The sequence below is a fragment of the Mucilaginibacter sp. A5337 genome (genome assembly GCF_059690695.1).
Genome location: NZ_JCAWEC010000011.1, coordinates 82,023 through 100,694 on the forward strand (window position 1 = coordinate 82,023; position 18,672 = coordinate 100,694).

At 44.7% G+C, this 18,672-nt stretch carries 13 protein-coding genes; 9 read left to right on the plus strand and 4 right to left on the minus strand.

The window, feature by feature from the left end; translation table 11 throughout:
* Positions 1 to 648 precede the first annotated feature (648 nt).
* A complete protein-coding gene (locus AC59JO_RS27200) occupies positions 649 to 1,578 on the plus strand; it encodes an NAD(P)-dependent oxidoreductase (protein ID WP_413670247.1) in 930 nt (309 codons plus the stop codon).
* Positions 1,579 to 1,809: 231 nt separating this feature from the next.
* A complete protein-coding gene (locus tag AC59JO_RS27205) occupies positions 1,810 to 4,080 on the plus strand; it encodes a Tex family protein (protein WP_497309424.1) in 2,271 nt (756 codons plus the stop codon).
* Positions 4,081 to 4,221: 141 nt separating this feature from the next.
* Here AC59JO_RS27205 and prfA read toward each other — a convergent pair whose 3' ends face one another.
* Entirely contained in the window at positions 4,222 to 5,295 is a 1,074-nt protein-coding gene (prfA, locus tag AC59JO_RS27210) for a peptide chain release factor 1 (RefSeq protein WP_413670249.1), read from the minus strand.
* A 12-nt stretch (positions 5,296 to 5,307) separates the two neighbouring features.
* Between prfA and AC59JO_RS27215 the strand changes: the two genes are divergently transcribed.
* Positions 5,308 to 5,499, plus strand: coding sequence for a hypothetical protein (locus AC59JO_RS27215; RefSeq protein ID WP_413670250.1), 192 nt, complete (start codon positions 5,308 to 5,310; stop codon positions 5,497 to 5,499).
* A 90-nt stretch (positions 5,500 to 5,589) separates the two neighbouring features.
* Here the strand turns inward: AC59JO_RS27215 and AC59JO_RS27220 are convergent, their stop codons facing one another.
* Positions 5,590 to 6,336 (minus strand): UDP-2,3-diacylglucosamine diphosphatase, encoded by a 747-nt coding sequence (locus tag AC59JO_RS27220; RefSeq protein ID WP_497309427.1) that lies wholly within the window; start codon positions 6,334 to 6,336, stop codon positions 5,590 to 5,592.
* Positions 6,337 to 6,452: 116 nt separating this feature from the next.
* Here AC59JO_RS27220 and AC59JO_RS27225 point away from each other — a divergent pair, with 116 nt between their 5' ends.
* Positions 6,453 to 6,695, plus strand: a complete 243-nt coding sequence (locus AC59JO_RS27225; RefSeq protein WP_497309429.1) for a hypothetical protein — start codon at positions 6,453 to 6,455, stop codon at positions 6,693 to 6,695.
* 11 nt (positions 6,696 to 6,706) lie between these two features.
* Positions 6,707 to 7,054: a hypothetical protein gene (locus AC59JO_RS27230; RefSeq protein WP_413670253.1), complete on the plus strand. Its 348-nt coding sequence runs from the start codon at positions 6,707 to 6,709 to the stop codon at positions 7,052 to 7,054.
* Between the two features lie 89 nt (positions 7,055 to 7,143).
* Here the strand turns inward: AC59JO_RS27230 and AC59JO_RS27235 are convergent, their stop codons facing one another.
* Positions 7,144 to 7,899: an outer membrane beta-barrel protein gene (locus AC59JO_RS27235; RefSeq protein ID WP_413670254.1), complete on the minus strand. Its 756-nt coding sequence runs from the start codon at positions 7,897 to 7,899 to the stop codon at positions 7,144 to 7,146.
* Positions 7,900 to 8,240: 341 nt separating this feature from the next.
* Here AC59JO_RS27235 and AC59JO_RS27240 point away from each other — a divergent pair, with 341 nt between their 5' ends.
* The 4 genes from AC59JO_RS27240 to AC59JO_RS27255 all read left to right on the plus strand — a co-directional run bounded on the left by AC59JO_RS27240 (position 8,241) and on the right by AC59JO_RS27255 (position 13,001).
* On the plus strand, positions 8,241 to 10,361 hold the full coding sequence (locus AC59JO_RS27240) for a prolyl oligopeptidase family serine peptidase (protein ID WP_497309432.1): 2,121 nt from the start codon (positions 8,241 to 8,243) through the stop codon (positions 10,359 to 10,361).
* Positions 10,362 to 10,452: 91 nt separating this feature from the next.
* Complete coding sequence (locus AC59JO_RS27245) at positions 10,453 to 11,637, plus strand: DmpA family aminopeptidase (protein WP_413670256.1); 1,185 nt, start codon at positions 10,453 to 10,455, stop codon at positions 11,635 to 11,637.
* Between the two features lie 13 nt (positions 11,638 to 11,650).
* Positions 11,651 to 12,424: a GDSL-type esterase/lipase family protein gene (locus AC59JO_RS27250; protein ID WP_413670257.1), complete on the plus strand. Its 774-nt coding sequence runs from the start codon at positions 11,651 to 11,653 to the stop codon at positions 12,422 to 12,424.
* Between the two features lie 385 nt (positions 12,425 to 12,809).
* Entirely contained in the window at positions 12,810 to 13,001 is a 192-nt protein-coding gene (locus AC59JO_RS27255) for a hypothetical protein (protein ID WP_413670258.1), read from the plus strand.
* Positions 13,002 to 13,007: 6 nt separating this feature from the next.
* Here AC59JO_RS27255 and AC59JO_RS27260 read toward each other — a convergent pair whose 3' ends face one another.
* Complete coding sequence (locus AC59JO_RS27260) at positions 13,008 to 18,374, minus strand: Ig-like domain-containing protein (protein ID WP_497309434.1); 5,367 nt, start codon at positions 18,372 to 18,374, stop codon at positions 13,008 to 13,010.
* Positions 18,375 to 18,672: the final 298 nt, after the last annotated feature.

The window sequence follows — 18,672 nt, forward strand, 5'->3', positions numbered from 1 at the left end:
GAAGAATTTTATCGAATTTCACGAATGGGTGTTAGAAGTCACTACAATTGTTCGAAAGATAAAAATATCTCTTAAAAACGTATGTCATTGCGAGCGCAGCGTGGCAACCTCGTAGCAAATGCCTGTCGAACAAGCTTGTCGTTTATGCATACCGACGAGATTGCCACGTCGCGCCATGCGTAGCCCCGCACAAGCTCCTTATAATGACGCGACTGTAAGTTATTGATTATTAGGATTGTTTTTTTGATCGATTTTATAACATGGGCGTTGCCTGCGGCCCGGGCTGTACGCTCATACTACGCGGGCCTTAGCCACAGGCCGGTATCCGCTCCCATCCCTAACGCAACCCAGCGCACTATCTCTAAAACATATTTTTTTACGTCATTACGGTTTTTTCCAGGGCTCCCTGGTGGATAATGCACCATTTTCAACTGGTTTGCATCTTCCGGACACTTATAATAACAACACCGACCATGAGCTGAATTTGCATACTTAGATATCTTACATTGAAAATAAAATTCGTGTAATTCGATTTAATTCGAGGGATAAGTGTCATATTCTTAAAAATCACTTCCTTGTTATAAAACCCTGTCGGCTAATACCCTTGCATTTTGTAAATTTGGCCTCTTATAAAAAATTGATACAACGTTGAAAAATAATATTCTTATTGTTGATGATGTGCATGCCATATTTATGGAGCAGGCCGAAGCTAAAGGTTACACCTGCGATTACCGTCCGCTGATTAAGCTTGACGAAGCTATGCAGATCATAGGCGACTATGCCGGCCTGGTGATCCGCTCAAAATTCAGGGTGGATAAAGCCGTACTTGACGCAGCCACCAACCTGCAGTTTATAGCCCGCGCCGGCGCGGGTATGGATAATATTGATGAAGATTATGCTGCTCAAAAAGGAATAAACCTCATTAATGCTCCCGAAGGTAATTCAGATGCCGTGGGTGAACACGCTATCGGCTTGCTGTTGTCATTAATGAATAATTTAAATCGTGGCGATGCTGAAATACGCGACGGCAAATGGCAGCGTGAGGCTAACCGGGGTTACGAGCTTAAAGGCAAAACAGTAGGTATTATAGGCTATGGTCATATGGGCAGCAGTTTTGCCCGTAAACTATCCGGTTTCCAGGTAAATGTTATTGCTTATGATAAGTATAAAACGGGTTTCAGCGATAAATATGCCCGCGAAGTAAGTATGGAAGAAATTGTAAAACACAGCGATGTTCTTAGTCTCCATATCCCGCTAACTACCGAAACCAACGGACTGGTTGACGATGAGTACCTGTTCCACTTCAAAAAGCCTATATTTTTCCTGAACACATCCCGTGGCAAAACCGCCAAGGTGAGTGCCGTGCTTAACGCAATCCGCGAAGGCAAGATATTGGGTGCTGGTTTAGATGTATTGGAGGTTGAAAAGTTCCCTGCCCTTGCCGAGCAGCCGTGGTTTGAAGAGTTAAGACAAAGCGGTAAAGTGCTCTTAAGCCCACACGTTGCCGGCTGGACATTTGATTCGTATCGGAAGATCAGCGAGGTTATGGCTGAGAAGCTGGTTGATTTGAAAGTTTGAACCTTGATTTATAGGATTTGAGGATTGCCATAAATTATGCACTTGTCTGAACTCGAATTAAACGAATTTTAAGAATTTATCAAATTTACATAGCATTCTGTTAATTCTTTAATTCCAAAAATTCGAGTTCAGACAAATATCAGCCAGACAAAAAATCTTTCAACCCATTGTTAACAATCTTTTTTTGAATTGTAAGCCTATTCCCCCAACTTCGCAGTCCGAATTTTGATTATGAGTATTCATTATAAAATAATAGCTGCAGAGCTTTCTGTAGCCGAAAAACAGGTTACCGCTACGGTAGGCCTGCTTGATGAAGGAGCCACAGTTCCATTCATTTCCCGTTACCGTAAAGAGCTTACCGGCAGTTTGGATGAGGTGCAGGTAGCCGCCATCCGCGATCGTGTACAACAACTACGCGAGTTAGATAAACGCCGGGAGGCTATCCTGAAATCGCTTACAGACCTGGGCAAGTTAACGCCCGAACTGGAAAAGCAGATCAACGAAGCCGAAACCATGGTTACTTTGGAAGATATTTATCTTCCTTATCGTCCTAAGCGCAAAACCCGCGCTACAGCGGCCCGCGAAAAAGGCCTTCAGCCACTGGCCGACGTTTTATTGGAACAAAACAATATCGACCCGGAACTGATCGCAGCCGAATACATCAGCGATGAAAAAGGCGTTGCCAGTGTTGAGGAAGCCCTGGCCGGTGCAAGGGATATCATCGCCGAAACCGTTGCAGAGAATGCCGAAGTGCGCACTAAGATCCGTGAGCTCTTTGTAGAGAAAGGCACTTTCGCATCGCGCGTAGTTGAAGGTAAAGAAGAGGCAGGCATTAAATATAAAGACTACTTTGAATGGACAGAGCCGGTTAAGACAGCTCCATCTCACCGCATACTGGCTATGCGCCGCGGCGAAAAAGAAGAGATCCTGTGGCTTGATCTTAAACCTGAAGAAGATGATGCGCTGGAGATTCTGGAAAATTCGGTTATCAAGGCCAACAACCGGGCTTCAGGACAGGTTCGCTTAGCGGTAACCGATGGCTACAAACGCTTGCTGAAACCATCGATGGAAACAGAAGTACGCCTGCTTACCAAAAAGAAAGCCGACGAAGAAGCTATCCGTGTGTTTGCTGAAAACGCCCGTCAATTGCTACTTGCTGCTCCGCTTGGTCAGAAAAGAACAATGGCCCTCGATCCCGGCTTCCGTACAGGCTGTAAACTGGTTTGTTTGGATGAACAAGGCAAACTCCTTGAAAACACTACCATTTACCCGCATACAGGGGCAGGACAGGCGCGTGAAGCCGAAAAAACGGTACAGCACCTGTTCCAGAAATATAATATCGAAGCTATCGCTATTGGTAATGGTACCGCAGGCCGCGAAACGGAGGTTTTTGTGCGCAACCTGAATTTAGCAGGTGCAACCATTGTAATGGTAAATGAAAGCGGCGCTTCCATCTATTCAGCATCTGAAGTAGCAAGGGAAGAATTTCCTGACTATGATGTTACCGTTAGGGGAGCCGTATCTATCGGCCGCCGGTTGATGGACCCACTGGCCGAATTGGTAAAAATCGACCCAAAATCAATTGGGGTAGGTCAGTACCAGCATGACGTTGATCAGAATAAGCTTCAGACGTCCTTAGATGACACTGTGATCAGCGCAGTGAACGCGGTAGGTGTTGAGCTTAACACAGCCTCAAAACAGATCCTGGCTTATGTATCAGGCCTTGGCCCGCAGCTGGCACAAAACATTGTTGAGTACCGTAACCAAAACGGAGCCTTTAAACGCCGTGAGCAGTTGAAAAAAGTTCCGCGTTTGGGCGATAAGGCATTTGAGCAGGCAGCAGGCTTCCTTCGGATCCACAATGCAGAGAACCCGCTTGATACCAGCGCCGTTCACCCGGAGCGTTATGGTTTACTGGAACAGATGGCGACTGACATGAAATGTACTGTAAAGGATTTGATGGGCAACCCAACCCTGCGCAAAAGCATTCCGCTGCAAAAATATGTTTCGGAAACAGTTGGCTTACCAACTTTGAACGATATCATGGCCGAGCTTGCCAAACCGGGCCGCGACCCGCGTGAGCAATTTGAGGCATTCAGCTTTACCGATGGAATCAATGCCATTGGCGATCTGAAAGTGGGCATGAAACTACCGGGTATCGTCACCAACATCACTGCTTTCGGCGCTTTTGTTGATATCGGTGTTCACCAGGATGGCCTTGTTCACCTGAGCCAGATCACTAACCGTTACATTAAAGATCCTAACGAGGTATTGAAGGTACACCAAAAGGTTGAGGTAACAGTTACGGAGGTAGATGTGAACCGTAAGCGTATTGCCCTATCCATGAAGGAGAACGACAAAAGCGCACCGGATCAACGCAGGAACGACGACCGCCGTCCGCAGGGTAATAACAAACCGAACTTTAATAAAAGAGCCGAAAAAGAGCATGAAACCGATATGGCTTTGAAACTGGCTGCTTTGAAGGAGAAGTTTAAGTTGTAATTAACCCCTCTAAATCTCCCCTAAAGGGGAGACTTAAAAACTTCTAAAGCCCTCTCCTCTGGAGAGGGTTGGGTGAGGTTAAACAAAAAGGGTCCCCAACCTTCCGGCTGGGGACCCTTTTTTATATCATTTAACGGATACTTACGCTACTGTACCCTCTTTCAGCTTCTCAGCATTCTCAGCAAACTGAAGCGACTCAAGAATCTCCTGTAAATCACCATTAAGAACGCCTGGCAGGTTGTAAATGGTCAAGCCAATACGGTGCTCAGTTAAACGTCCTTGCGGATAGTTGTAAGTACGTACCTTGGCCGACCTGTCGCCGGTTGATACCATGGTTTTACGTTTTTTAGAGGTTTCTTCCAGGTGTTTCTGCAACTCCATCTCGTACACCCTCGAACGTAATACCTGTAAAGCCTTATCGTAGTTTTTTAATTGCGATTTCTGATCCTGGCACTGGGCAACAATACCAGTAGGAAGGTGGGTTAACCTTACCGCAGAATACGTAGTATTTACCGACTGACCGCCCGGCCCTGAAGCACAGAACAGATCCTTACGGATATCACTTACGTTTAGCTCGATATCAAACTCATCAACCTCGGGTAATACTACTACAGATGCTGCTGAGGTATGAACACGGCCTTGCGTTTCGGTATCAGGTACACGTTGTACACGGTGTACGCCCGATTCATATTTAAGCGTTCCATAAGCGTCTTCGGCGTTTACGTTAAATACAATCTCTTTATAGCCGCCACTGGTACCTTCGGTATAGTCAACCAGCTCGGTACGCCAGCCGCGTTTTTCGCAGTACCGCATGTACATGCGGTAAAGGTCGCCGGCAAAAAGGGCAGCCTCGTCACCACCTGTACCACCACGAATCTCGACGATCGCATTTTTAGAATCCTCAGGATCTTTAGGGATGAGCATCAAACGGATCTCCTCCTCTTTTACTTCCTGCTGGGCAAGTAGTTCGTCAAGTTCCATTTTAGCCATCTCGCGAAACTCCTCGTCTTTTTCGGTGGCCAGGATTTCTTTATTGGTATCGATATTGCTCATAATGTTGCGGTAGATATAATACTCATCAACAATTTTGGCAAGGTCTTTATATTCTTTGTTTAACTGGGCAAAACGCTTCATGTCCTGCATGGCGTCAGGACTGCTCAGCTCACCTTCAACATTTTTCCAGCGCTCGTATATCAGCTCTAATTTATCTAACATATTTTATAAATAATGATGCAGCTAAAACTGTTTGATATTGAACCGGCTTATGAAAGATTTAACGTTTCGGGAGCGGCTTACAGGCTTACTGCAAAAAAGTGCACAAAAGTACGCAATTTACTGCATATTTTAATTCAGCGGATTGTAAGTTGTTTTTACTGGTTCATAGATGATGGTTCATGGATCGCTGCGGCCTATGGTTAATGGATCATAGCAAGCCCCAAAACAGTTAACTCGGTCAAACCATAGCTTCTAAACTACAGGCACCATGAACCATGATCTATTAACCATGAACTATAAAAAATATTCCACCTTCAACTCCTTACCGTCAAAAACGGCATAAGAAAACTGAGTGATCCATTCGCCAAGGTTAATGTACCTGCTTTGCGGGTTTAGCTGAATGTCAAGCGGAATGTGGCGGTGGCCAAAAACAAGATAATCGTAAAAATTGGTCTCCAATTCTTCGCGGCAAAAATTTACCAGCCATTCCTGCTCGCCCGGTTTGGGGTTCTCTTTTTTTGCATTGGTATCGCGACTGTGGCGGCTCCATTTATTGGCAATCCCCACACCAAGATTGGGATGGATGCGGGCAAACAGCCACTGGCAAAACCTGCTCCTGAAAAACCCCTTTAAAAACTTGTAAAAGTTATCGCCGGGGCCAAGTCCATCACCGTGGTGAATAAAGAATTTCTTGCCGCCGCGCTCAATTTTTAATTCATTGGTAATGATGGTTGCACCAAACTCATTTACAAAGTAATCAAACATCCACATATCGTGGTTACCTTTAAACATGTAAAGCTTTATGCCTGCATCGGCAAGTTCGGCAAGTTTGCCCAAAAAACGGATATAACCTTTAGGCACTACGGTTTTGTATTCGAACCAAAAGTCAAAAACATCGCCAACCAGGAATATTTCGGCCGCGTCATGCTTAATGCTATCAAGCCAGCGCACTATCTTATCTTCGCGTTGGCGGCTTGAGGCATAAGTACCTGTACCTAAATGAAAATCAGAAGCAAAATAGAGTTTGTCGCGAACCGGCATATCCGGCAAAAATACGTTTTAACAGCCAAACAGAAAAGATAAAGATTGTTACACAATAAGCACCAAACAACGCCGTATCTTAGTGGTTATTCACGAATACATTAAACATTAAAATTATGGCAATCCCCGAAAACCCAAATCTTGATGATGCCCAGGAAGACAAAGATCCCGGCAACGAATTTGAACAGAACGAAGGCCAGGATACCGGCAACGAAATAATTGATAACAGCGAACCGGATGTAGCCGGATTGAACGCAGCCAGCCGGGCATCAGAATCATCATTTACTTTAAACTTTGAAGATGGCTATGCCCCCGCACCGGATAAAAAGGATAACGACCAGCAATCACCCAAACACTGATATATTAAACAATGAAAAAACTATTACTGCCGGCATTGATCCTCGTCATTTTTGCAGGTAAGGCATCGGCACAGTCAAAAGGCTTTATCATGGCCGATTTCAAGGCCAATATAGGCAAAACGGGTACCTTGTGCGATACCGTTTACTCATACAAAGCAGTAAGCGACACACTTACATTGTTAAACATTGGTGCTGCCTATCCAAGGCAAAAATATACCATAGCCGTAAAGGGCAGCGCAATAAAGCTTGACCTATCTACCATAAAAGGAAAACACGTATGCGCAACCGGTACATTTGAACTTTTCAAAGGTCAGCCTGAAATTGTGGCCGACAAGCCGGAACAGATCACGGTTAACTGATCAATCTAAATGACTATAAAACAAAAAGAGAGCAGATCAATGATCTGCTCTCTTTTTGTTTTATTATGATAATAATATCAGCTTTTGGCTTAAAACGCCTTATACAAACCAAATACAATTTGGCCTTCGGTAATTGGCTGCTTGGTAACTAAGCGGCCTACATTAAGCGTACGCCCGGTTGTTGTTACATCATATCCGGGAGATTTAACATAGTTGCCTTTAAGCGATAATCCCCAGCCTGCACCCATATCAAACCTGATTGCTGCACTGCCGCCGTATGCAAAAGCATAGCCTTTAGCGCTTTGTTGAGTAATGCTGCCGGTTTGCGCATCAACACCGGTAACACTAATGGTTAACAATGGTGATGTCTGGCTTTTTAAAGCACCTGCAGATGCCCTTAGGTCAAATGATAAGCTGCGCCATACAAAGGTATATTGTGGGCCTACTAACAGGTTAAAGCTGCGGTAACGTTTATCAGCAGTTACAGTTCCCTGATCGGCTTTAAAATCGGTTGTATATCCTTGAGACAATATCAAGTCATCATCATAGGAGAAATTACTTTGATCCTGGTACGAAAAGGTATAGCCGATGCCAAAATTCCTGTGCAGGTAATACGCTCCGTCCAATTGGAAAGTAACCCCTTTGTTTGCAAAGCCCGATTTGTTGTTACTGTAGTCTGCTTTTGCAAAATCGCCCAGCGCATAGGAAATACCCATACTTAAACCTACATAAGGTTTAAGTTTTACTTTGGTTTCATCATCTTTATCGTTGGTATCCTGAGCTTTTGAGGTAAATGACAGCAGCATTAAAAGGCCTGCTGTAAAAAAAGTAAGGGTTTGTTTCATGTTTGTTATTATGTAACTGTATTACCGTAAGTTGCCACTGCATCCTTAGCTGCAAAGCAAACGTGTAAAAAAACGCATTATTATTGATACTTATATGATAACAAGCCTCCTCTTTAGGGCCAAAATCACATCGATTATCATCTGCAAAAATCAAAGGGGTTAGCTTTTAATTACTTGCCCTCATTTTACAGCAGTTTTTTCACGCCACTAATATAGCCTGCAACGGGCAATTAAACAGCAGCCGGCCGCAAAATTAACAACTTTTAACCTTTTGAACCGTTATTGCCTTGCGGCAATGTACCCTGAATAGTTATCTTTAGTTGCCTGTAATTTAAACTATCATGACAAAAACGTTCTGTTTATTAGCATTAGCTGTTTTATTTTGCAGCTATACACGTGCACAAATGACTATAAAAACACTTCCATATCCCAAAGCAAAAAAAGTTGATGTTATTGACACCTATTTTGGCACCCAGGTGCCCGATCCGTACCGCTGGCTCGAGAACGATCATGCCGCGGATACCAAAGCCTGGGTACAGGACGAAAATAAAGTAACGTTCAACTATCTCGACCAAATCCCTTACCGCGCAGAAATCCATAAACGCCTGGAGTTTTTATGGAACTATGAAAAGTACAGCGCTCCCTTTAAAGAAGGCAAATACATCTATTTTTATAAAAATGATGGATTACAAAGTCAGAATGTACTATATCGCCAGCTGGGAGATAACGGTGTACCTGAAGTTTTCCTTGATCCGAATAAATTTTCTGCCGATGGTACTACTTCTCTGCAGGGTATCGAATTTAGTAAAAACGGTGAACTGGCAGCTTATCAGATTTCCGAAGGTGGCTCGGACTGGCGCAAGGTCATCATCATTAACACCGAAGATAAAAGTGTTGTCGGCGATACTTTAAAAGACGTAAAATTCAGCGGGCTGGCTTGGCATGGTACCGACGGCTTTTACTACAGCAGCTATGACAAGCCAACCGAAGGCAGTCAGCTTTCAGGTATGACACAGTTTCATAAGCTGTATTATCACAAACTGGGCACGCCTCAAAGTACCGACAAACTGATATTTGGCGGCGATAAAACCCCTCGCCGATATATAGGCGCTTACCTTACTGAAGACGAACGCTTTCTGGTTATTACTGCGGCCACATCCACAACAGGTAATGAACTTTACATCCAGGATTTAAGCAAACCCGGCAGCCAGATCATTAATGTTATAAATAACTTTGATAACCAGCACAGTGTTTTGGATAACGTTGGCAGCAAGCTTTATATCCTCACCAATATTTACTCACCAAATTTTAAAATTGTTACCGTTGATGCGGCCGAACCAGGCATTACCCATTGGAAAAACCTCATCCCCGAAACCAAAAATGTATTAAGCGCCACTACCGGCGGGGGCAAAATTTTTGCCGAATACCTGCAGGATGCTACATCCCTGATACAGCAATACAATATGGATGGCAAGCTTGAACGTACTATTCAACTCCCATCAATTGGCTCGGCTTCGGGTTTTGGTACAAAGAAGGAAGAAAAGGTAACTTATTACACTTTTACCAATTATATCTATCCGCCTACTATTTTTAAGCTGGATATTGAAACCGGCACTTCCACGGTCTATAAAAAATCCGGCGCAAAGTTTGATCCTGAGCAATATGAATCAAAGCAGGTATTTTATACCTCAAAGGATAAAACAAAGATCCCGATGATCATCACCTATAAAAAAGGGACAGTGCTAAACGGGCAAAATCCAACCTTGCTGTATGCCTACGGAGGTTTCGGCGTTAGCCTAACCCCGGCTTTCAGCACATCAAATATTATATTGCTTGAGCATGGCGGCATTTACGCTGTACCTAACCTGCGCGGCGGCGGTGAATATGGTGAAACCTGGCACCGCAAAGGCATCAAACTAAAAAAACAGAATGTATTTGATGATTTTATTGCAGCGGCCGAGTATCTTATCAAAAACAAATATACTTCCAAAGATTACCTTGCCGTTTCGGGCGGTTCAAATGGCGGCCTGCTCATTGGCGCTATGTTAACCCAACGCCCCGACCTTTTTAAAGTAGCCTTCCCTGCCGTGGGGGTAATGGATATGCTGAGGTATAACAAATTTACTGCCGGGGCCGGCTGGAGCTATGATTATGGCACGGCCGAAGACTCGGAACAAATGTTCAAATACCTTTATAATTATTCGCCGTATCATGCCCTTAAACCGGGCATTTACCCAGCAACCATGGTTACCACGGCTGATCATGACGACCGTGTAGTACCTGCCCATTCCTTCAAGTTTGCCGCACGCCTGCAGGAATACCAGCAGGGTGCAGCGCCAACACTTATCCGTATTGAAACCAATGCCGGCCACGGAGCGGGACAAAGCACCGCCCAGCTCATCAATGGCCAGGTTGATAAATGGGCTTTCATGTTCTGGAATATGGGCGTTAAATGGCAGTAATACGATTTGCCATTTGCACAGGATCATTTATGGCTAAATAGCTTAAAATTGAAACATTGTGGATATATTTAATCAACTAAATCAATCACCCATGACCCGTTTCAAAATTCTTCAGTATTTAAGCATCCATGTATTCCTGCTTTTGGCAATAAGCACATTTGCGCAAAAGCCCCGCGCCCGCGATATCGGTATCCCTTTTGAAGGCACACCCGGCAAGTACAATGCCATTACCGATGTGCAGGGCGTTGAAGTTGGTTATAGTACAATTATATCAGGATCGGGTAAAAATATAATTGGCAAAGGCCCTGTGCGTACCGGCGTTACAGCTATTTTCCCCAATGGCAAGGTTAACCACCATCCTGTTTTTGCAAATTGGTATACCTTGAATGGCAACGGTGAAATGACAGGCACCACCTGGTTAACAGAATCGGGCTTTTTAGAAACCCCTGTCATGATCACCAATACCAATAGTGTAGGCGTAGTACGCGATGCTGTATTAAAATGGTTTGTAAATACAAACTGGTACGGCAACGAAGAATATTGGTATACCTATCCTGTAGTGGCCGAAACTTATGATGGCGGACTTAATGATATCTACGGTTTCCAGGTTAAGGAGAGCAACGCGTTTGATGCGCTGAACAATGCTGCTTCCGGTACTATAAAAGAGGGAAATGTAGGCGGTGGCACCGGGATGATGTGCCTTGGATTTAAAGGAGGTACCGGTACAGCATCAAGAGTTTTAACTATAAATGATAAAACCTATACTTTGGGGGTATTGGTACAATCAAACTTTGGCAGGAAGAAGAACCTTACCATTGCAGGTGCACCGGTTGGCCGGGAATTAAAAGACACGCTGAATTATGAATTTAAAGCCCCACCGCAATCAAAACACCAGGAAGGCGATGGCAGTATCATTGTAATATTGGCTACAGATGCACCTTTACTGCCACATCAGTTGAAGCGGCTCGCCGAGCGGGTTGCTTTAGGCGTAGGGAAAGTAGGCGGCCGGGGAGAAAACGGTTCCGGTGATATTTTCCTTGCATTTTCAACGGCTAATCCGGATGCTTTTAGCCGAACAGGCAGCACCCGGGTTGAAATGCTGGCAAATGATCAGCTTAACCCGCTGTATGAGGCTACAGTACAATCTGTTGAAGAAGCTATCATTAATGCCATGGTTGCTGCCGATACCATGGAAGGCATTAATGGCAACAAAGCTTATGCCCTGCCACACGACGCTGTAATGCGTGTGCTAAAAAAGTACAACATTGTAAAATGATCTTATAAACCACATGAAAAAACAGTTCATACTCATTGTTATTCTATTTTCCATTAACCAGGTCTTTGCACAGCATAAAAAAAGCAATCTAAACGTCGTGTTTATCGGTAATAGTATAACCCAGGGTGTCCAACTGACCGATGCAGCTACCGAAGCCCCGCCCGCAACAGCTGTAGCTTATCTGCAGAAACAAAAAAACCTGGATACGGTAAGTTTCAGCAACCAGGGCCATAGCGGCTATACTACGCTCGATTTTTTGCCCGGCACCGGCACTTTTGCCAAAGTTGAAGATGCCGCCAACGCTTTTACCAATAAGGACGCATTGCTGATATTTTCGATAAAACTTGGCACAAATGACAGTGCCATACATGGGCCGCACGGCGCACCCGTATCGCCCGAAGATTATCAAAAAAATTTGAAGACCATAGTTGATAAATTATTGGCAGATTTCCCGAAAGCGGTTATCATTTTCCAGCATCCGCTATGGTATAGCCCTAATACCTATAATGGTGCAAAATACTTACAGGAAGGCTTAAACAGGTTACAAAGCTATGTACCGATGATAGATGGGCTTGTAAAATCATATGCTACATCAAACCCCAAACAGGTATTTGTGGGCGATACCAAAGCCTTCGCTTATTTTGAGAAAAATCATTTAACTGACCTCATCCCTGAGAATGGTAAACAGGGCACGTTTTACCTTCATCCCAATAAAAAAGGGGCTGAAGCTTTAGGTAAGTTTTGGGGAATGGCTATTAATAAGGTTGTAAGGCGAAATTTTAAATGAGGATTGCCTATCGCTGGGAATGTTGGCTTAAAAACCATGTCATTGCGAGGAGGAACGACGAAGCAATCTCGTGGCTATGCAGATCAGACACGCATTGGCAACGAGATTGCCACGCTACGCTCGCAATGACATAGTTTTTGTTTGTTTTTCTATGCAAATTTCATCTTCTCAACAATTGTCGTTCCCGTTGCGCACGCGCTCAAGAGGGATTTTTTTAAAATCTCTTGTTAAGGAAATCGCTTAAGTTAACGGCTAAGAATTGCTCAATTCATTTCGTTAACCGCCAATAAAAAGTGCTGAAATTGGAATAGGATTGTTTTGTTCATTCCGTTCAGTTTTCTTAATCATTAGCATAAAAATATGTGCTATGCTTAATTTTATGCTAATGAAATACTTGCTGCTCTACATCCCTTTAATCCTGTTTATAATATCATACGGCTATAGCCGCAGATATTACCGCTTCATTGATAATGGTCGTGTGTCTGAAATTATCCAGGCAAACCAAAGGTCAAAACAGTTCATGAATATGGCTGTATTTTCGTTTGTGGCGCTTTTAATAGTTCTAAAACTGCTTTAAGTTTCATTAACGTAAAATCACTACATAGCCCGAAAGCACGATGTTATTCATCTTGGTATTTACTATATAGTAGTAAGTACCGGATGGCAGTGCTTTGCCCTGGTAAGTACCATCCCAGGGCTTAGGATATCCTACAGAGTGAAATAAAGCTTGTCCGTAACGGTTATAAACATCAACAGTACTGTTTTCATACGCTACAAGGCCTTTAATTTCCCAGTTATCATTTATCCCGTCGCCATTAGGAGTAAAAGTGTTACTTACATTTATCACCGGCGAAACCTTGACCGCAACCTGGCTATAGTTAACACAGCCGTTTGATTTATCGGTTATTTTCAGTTGATAGGTTATATCCTGATTGCCGGTTACCACAGGGTTTTTAACTGTAGTATTATCCAGCCCCGTAGCTGGTGTCCATTCATATGTCACGTTTTCGCTGCCTACCACCGGGTTTAAAGTGATGGTATGATCTTTTAAAACATATCTTGTATCGCCGGCAGCATCTGCCTGAACGGTTGGCGGCGGAACAAAATTGATGGTGATATCATCAGTAGGTGTATGACAATCATCAGCCTGGGTTGCCCTAAGCGTTAATTTGACCGAGCCTTTGGCAATGTCAATAGGATCGGGCTGAAAAGTTGGATTGGGCACAATATCCGAAGGAATAAATTTACCTAAGCCAGATGCTGAAGTCCATTTAACGGTTGTACCTGAAAGCGGCTGGCCATTTAATGGCACCATAGGGTTTTGGTTACAAACATTATCAATGCTTGGCGGCCCGGCATCGGCACCGGGGCTTGGAGCAAAGGTGAATGTAACATCCCTGGATACCGGTGCGCAATCATTGCCGGTTGATGTAAGCGTTAATTTGACCGATCCTGCGGCCCTGTCTGCTGCCGATGGAAAGTATTGTGTCGTGGGAACATCAAGCTTAGCGAAAGTTCCTCCTGCGCCGCCACTCCAGATCGCAGTCCTGCTTGTACTACCCTCAAGTTGTATAAATGGAACGCTAATACATACCGGATGTGAGGGGCCTGCATCAACCATTGGGATACTGTTTACCACAACCGGTATGGGGGGGCTTAGTTCGCCCTGGCAGCGGTTTACAATCAAAGATAAATGATAGGTGCCCGCATTGGCGGCTGTAGCATTTGGAATGGTTGTGCTTGGGCTTTGAGTTTCCGACCTGTAATTATTTGGCCCTGTCCACAAATATGTTACGGCGCCTGCTATGGGCTGCGTTTGCAGCACGATGTCACTGCCTTCACAAACAGGACTGTTGCTATGCCCCTCGGCCGATGATGTTTGAGGTTGTACAACTATAGTGTATTTAACAGGGGTACCGGGACAACCAAATGCAACAGGTGTTATAGTATAAGGAACCTGAATTGGATTGGTTGTGGTGTTAACCAATGCTTCATTGATAGGGTTTGCCGTTTGATCGGTAACAGCGGCATTGCTTATACCGGGTACAACCGGCCGGCTCCATAAATAAGTGGCTGTAAATATATTGGATTCCAAAGTAAGCCCCAGCGGTGTGTTATTACATACCGGATCCGAAGGCGGTGGATTGGTAAGAAGCGCTCCCGGATTAACCCTTACCGTAACCGGATATGGTGCCGCCGTACAACTGCTGGTTTTATAGTTAAAAACATATGTAACGTCAATTGGCGCAGTGGTTGTATTGTAAAGCACTTCTTTTATGGTAGGTGCCGCCTGCCCGGTTACAGCAGCATTACTGATACCATCAACAGCTGCCCGACTCCAGTTAAAGTTTGTTACCTGACCCTTGAATTGAACCTGGTAATTGGTACTTGAACCATTACAAACTGCGGGCGGGGCTGGACTTATAACAGTTGGTAGTGCATTTACCATTACGGTGTAATTGAATACGGGTCCGGGGCAACCGTTTAAGTACGGTGTTATATTATAAGTTACATTAACAGCAGTGCCGTTGGGATCGTTATTGATCAGCGTTTCGGTAATTGAGCTTGTTGTTTGACCTGTTACCGCAGGGTTACTGATCCCGGGCACAGCCTTGCGGTCCCATGAAAAAGTTGCACCGGGCTGATCGGCAGTTATCGTATAATTTAATGCTGTACCACTACATACCGGATCACTTGCGGAACTGCTTGTAATCTGCGGGGCAGGGGTAACTATTACATCTACTTTAGTGCGTTCGCTGATACAGTTATTAACCTTAGTCTCCACATAATAAGTCCTGTTGATAGTTAGCGGAGTTGTAGTAAAAGGGTTACTTTGGCTTACCGGCGTGCCCCCAACAGGAACGTTATACCAGGTATAAGTACCTGTTGAGCCATTTGCCGTAAGTATTGCAGGCTGTCCTTCACAAACCGTTACCTTGTTATCTGTACCAACCACCGGCGCTGCGGGCGGGGCCACTGCCTGCACCAATACGGGAGTGCGTTGGCTGGTAATACCGCCTACAGTTGTTGCAACATAATAGGTAATATCATTCAATATTGGTGGAGTTATAAATACAGGGCCGGTTTTAATGGCTGTACCGCCTGTAGCATCACTATACCAGCGATATGTACCACCGGGTGCTGATGCCTGAAGTGTGGCTGTATTGCCTGTGCAAACAGCTTTACCGGGGGCAGTTGGCGCCGCTGGGGCCGGGTTTATAGTAATAGTAACAGTACTTGAATTTGCGCTGCAAGGGCCGGCAGGATCATTGGAAGTTAAAGTTAGTGTTACTACCTTCTCTCCTGCAGCAGGAGTGTAAACAGCATTCTTCTTTGTTGGGTCAGAGAATGTACCAGCACCGCCGGTCCATTTTACGGATGTAGCTCCTCCTCCAAACTCTCCGGCTAATAGTACCGGATCACCCTGCTTTACAGGTTGATTTGGCCCGGCATACACTAAAACTTTATCGTAAATAGTTATAGAGCCTGTGGCAATACTTTGTGCACAGCCGCTGCTCGCGGCTATGGTATTGGTTATGGCATAAGTTCCAGGCAAACTATTAACCGGGTCGATCTCGCCCGTACTGCTGTTTTTAAATTTCAGTTTACCTGATGGCTCGGTGAAAATGCCGGCGCTGGCCCCTGCCGGAAATATAGGCAGTGCACTTTTTAAATCATTACAGATCGGGGTATTATATGAAAAACTGGCGTCGGGTGTTGTTACTATGGATATACTTTGACTGGCTGCACCTGCACATGTACCGCCATAAGTAAAAATTACAGTATATTTTCCCAATGCGCTTGCCGCCACATTGATTTCGCCGGTAGTATTGCTTACAAAAACAAGCCCTGAAGGCGACGAAGTAAAAGTGCCGCCTGCCGGATTATAAATAACGGGCGAAACATTGCTTCCTGATGTACATATCGTGCCCGACGGATACCGGAACTGAGGATCAATAATTGGTGTTATCGATACCGTAAAAGCAGTACGCGAACTAATACAAGAACCATTAACCGCCTCGGCGTAAAAAGTGGTTTGAGCAAACAAAGGATCGGTGGTATAAGTGTTGCCTGTGTGCACCGGCGTACCGCCGGTGGCATCGGTATACCATTGAATAGTTCCGCCCGAAGCCGAAACACTTAAAGTCGCTGATTGGCCCGGGCATACCGTTGCTGTACCATTAACAGATGGTGCAGCAGGTAATGGAGTAATTTGCACGGTTACTGCAACACGCGGACTGTTACAACCATTGGCTATGCTTTGCACATAATAGTTTGTATTTGCTGTTAGCTCAGGTGTTACATAGGTGTTGCCGGTTATCAGAAGATTACCGCCTGTAGGTTGGTCATACCATTCATAATCATCGGGTGAGCCGGTTGCTGTGAGGGTGGCCGAAGTGCCGGAACATGTTGTTGTTCCCGGAGCTGTAGGGGCTGGGATAGCGTCAAGTACCGTTACTGTAATTGCCGACCTGTCACTTACACATGAGCCCACTGTAGTTTGAACATAATAAGTAGTAGTAGCTGTTAAAGCCGGTGTTGTAAAAGTATCTCCGGAAAACAGGGCAGTGCCGCCGGTAGCTGTGGTAAACCATTGAAAAGTTCCGCCTTGCGTTGATGTTGCAGTTAACGGCGTTGATGACCCATTACAAACTACCGGACCGTCGGGCACAACCGGTGCATCCGGTGCAGGGGTAACAGCAACTGTTACCGGGGTACGGTCAGTTGTACAGCTGCCGGTAGTATGCTCAACATAATAGGTTGTGTTACTTGTTAAAACCGGGGTCGAAAAAGTATTGCCTGTGGCTACTGCAGTGCCACCGGTTGCTGATGTATACCAATTATAGGTACCAGTGGGCGATGGATCGGCAGTTAAAGTAATACTTGTACCATAACAGGTGGCAGGCGATTGCGAAGGTGGCGCTGCCGGTATTGGCGTTACAGATACGGGTACTGGTATACGGTTGCTTGTACAATCGCCCACTCGTGTTTGCACGTAATAGGTCACCGGCGATGTAAGTACAGGGGTAGTATAATCCGGACTTGAAATTAGCGGAGTACCTCCCGATGGCACGTCATACCATTCAACTACTCCTGAGGCATCGGCATGCAAGTTTATTGACGACCCTGAACAAACGCTGTTATTGGCCGGATTTACTACCGGAACGGCAGGAGGCGCGTTTATTCTGGCAACTACAGGTATGGCTGCACTGGAACAACCGTTAGTTACCGTAAAAAGATAATAAGTTGTATTTGCAAATAAAGCGGGAGTAGTAAACGTAGCGTCAATACTTAAAGGCGTTCCGGTTCCTGAAGCATCGGCATACCATGCATAACTATTTGCGCCGGATGCCTTTAATATTGCCGGCGAGCCGTAGCATACTGGATCTGACTGTACACCCGGCCCTCCGGTTACATAAACAATAACCGAGCTTCTGGTACTGGTACAGCTACCTACAGTTGTTTCTACATAAAAAAGCGTAGCCTGAGTAATGGCAGGTGTTACATACGGATTACCTGTAAACAGGAAATTGCCGTTGGCATCATACCATTGGTAAGTTCCGCCCGGCGCTGTTGCTGTTAATGTTGCCGATGTATTGGGACAAACAGCCTGGTTACCAACAGTAGGCGGATTAGGAGAAGCCACGGCAGTTACCACAAAATTGGTAGCTTTTGGCTGGCAGCCGGGGGTTTTATCACTTACTGTTACAGTATATGTTCCGGCTTTATTTACATCAATGGATGAGGTATTTTCACCGGTACTCCAAACATAGGTAAACGGGCCGGTACCGCCGCTTACATTTGCAGTTAAGGTTACGCTTTTTCCCGAACATATCGTATTAGCGGGCGAGGATATAGTTACATTTAATGTACAAGTTTGACTGTACCCGGCAAAGGAAGTGAGGATCAGCAGAAATAGTACAAGTAACGGCTTATTAATGTTCTTCATAAGTCTCTTTATACTCAATAAATGTGGCTGCAAGCGGCTCATGTTAACGACTCCCCTTATTGAGCACAGTTTTTTAAGATTGGCAGATAGTTGTCCTGTTTTATACCAACCTGGCAATGATGTGTGCCCTTATACGTAAAATACTAAAAAAATGTTCCAAAAAACATGAACAAAATGAACATTGAAACCCTAATGAAAGTATTTATTTTACTGGTTAAAAAAAATGCCCGGCTAAGAAATAACCGGACATCAAAATAAGTCTTAATGGTGTATTTTATACAATTAGCTAAACGGCCAG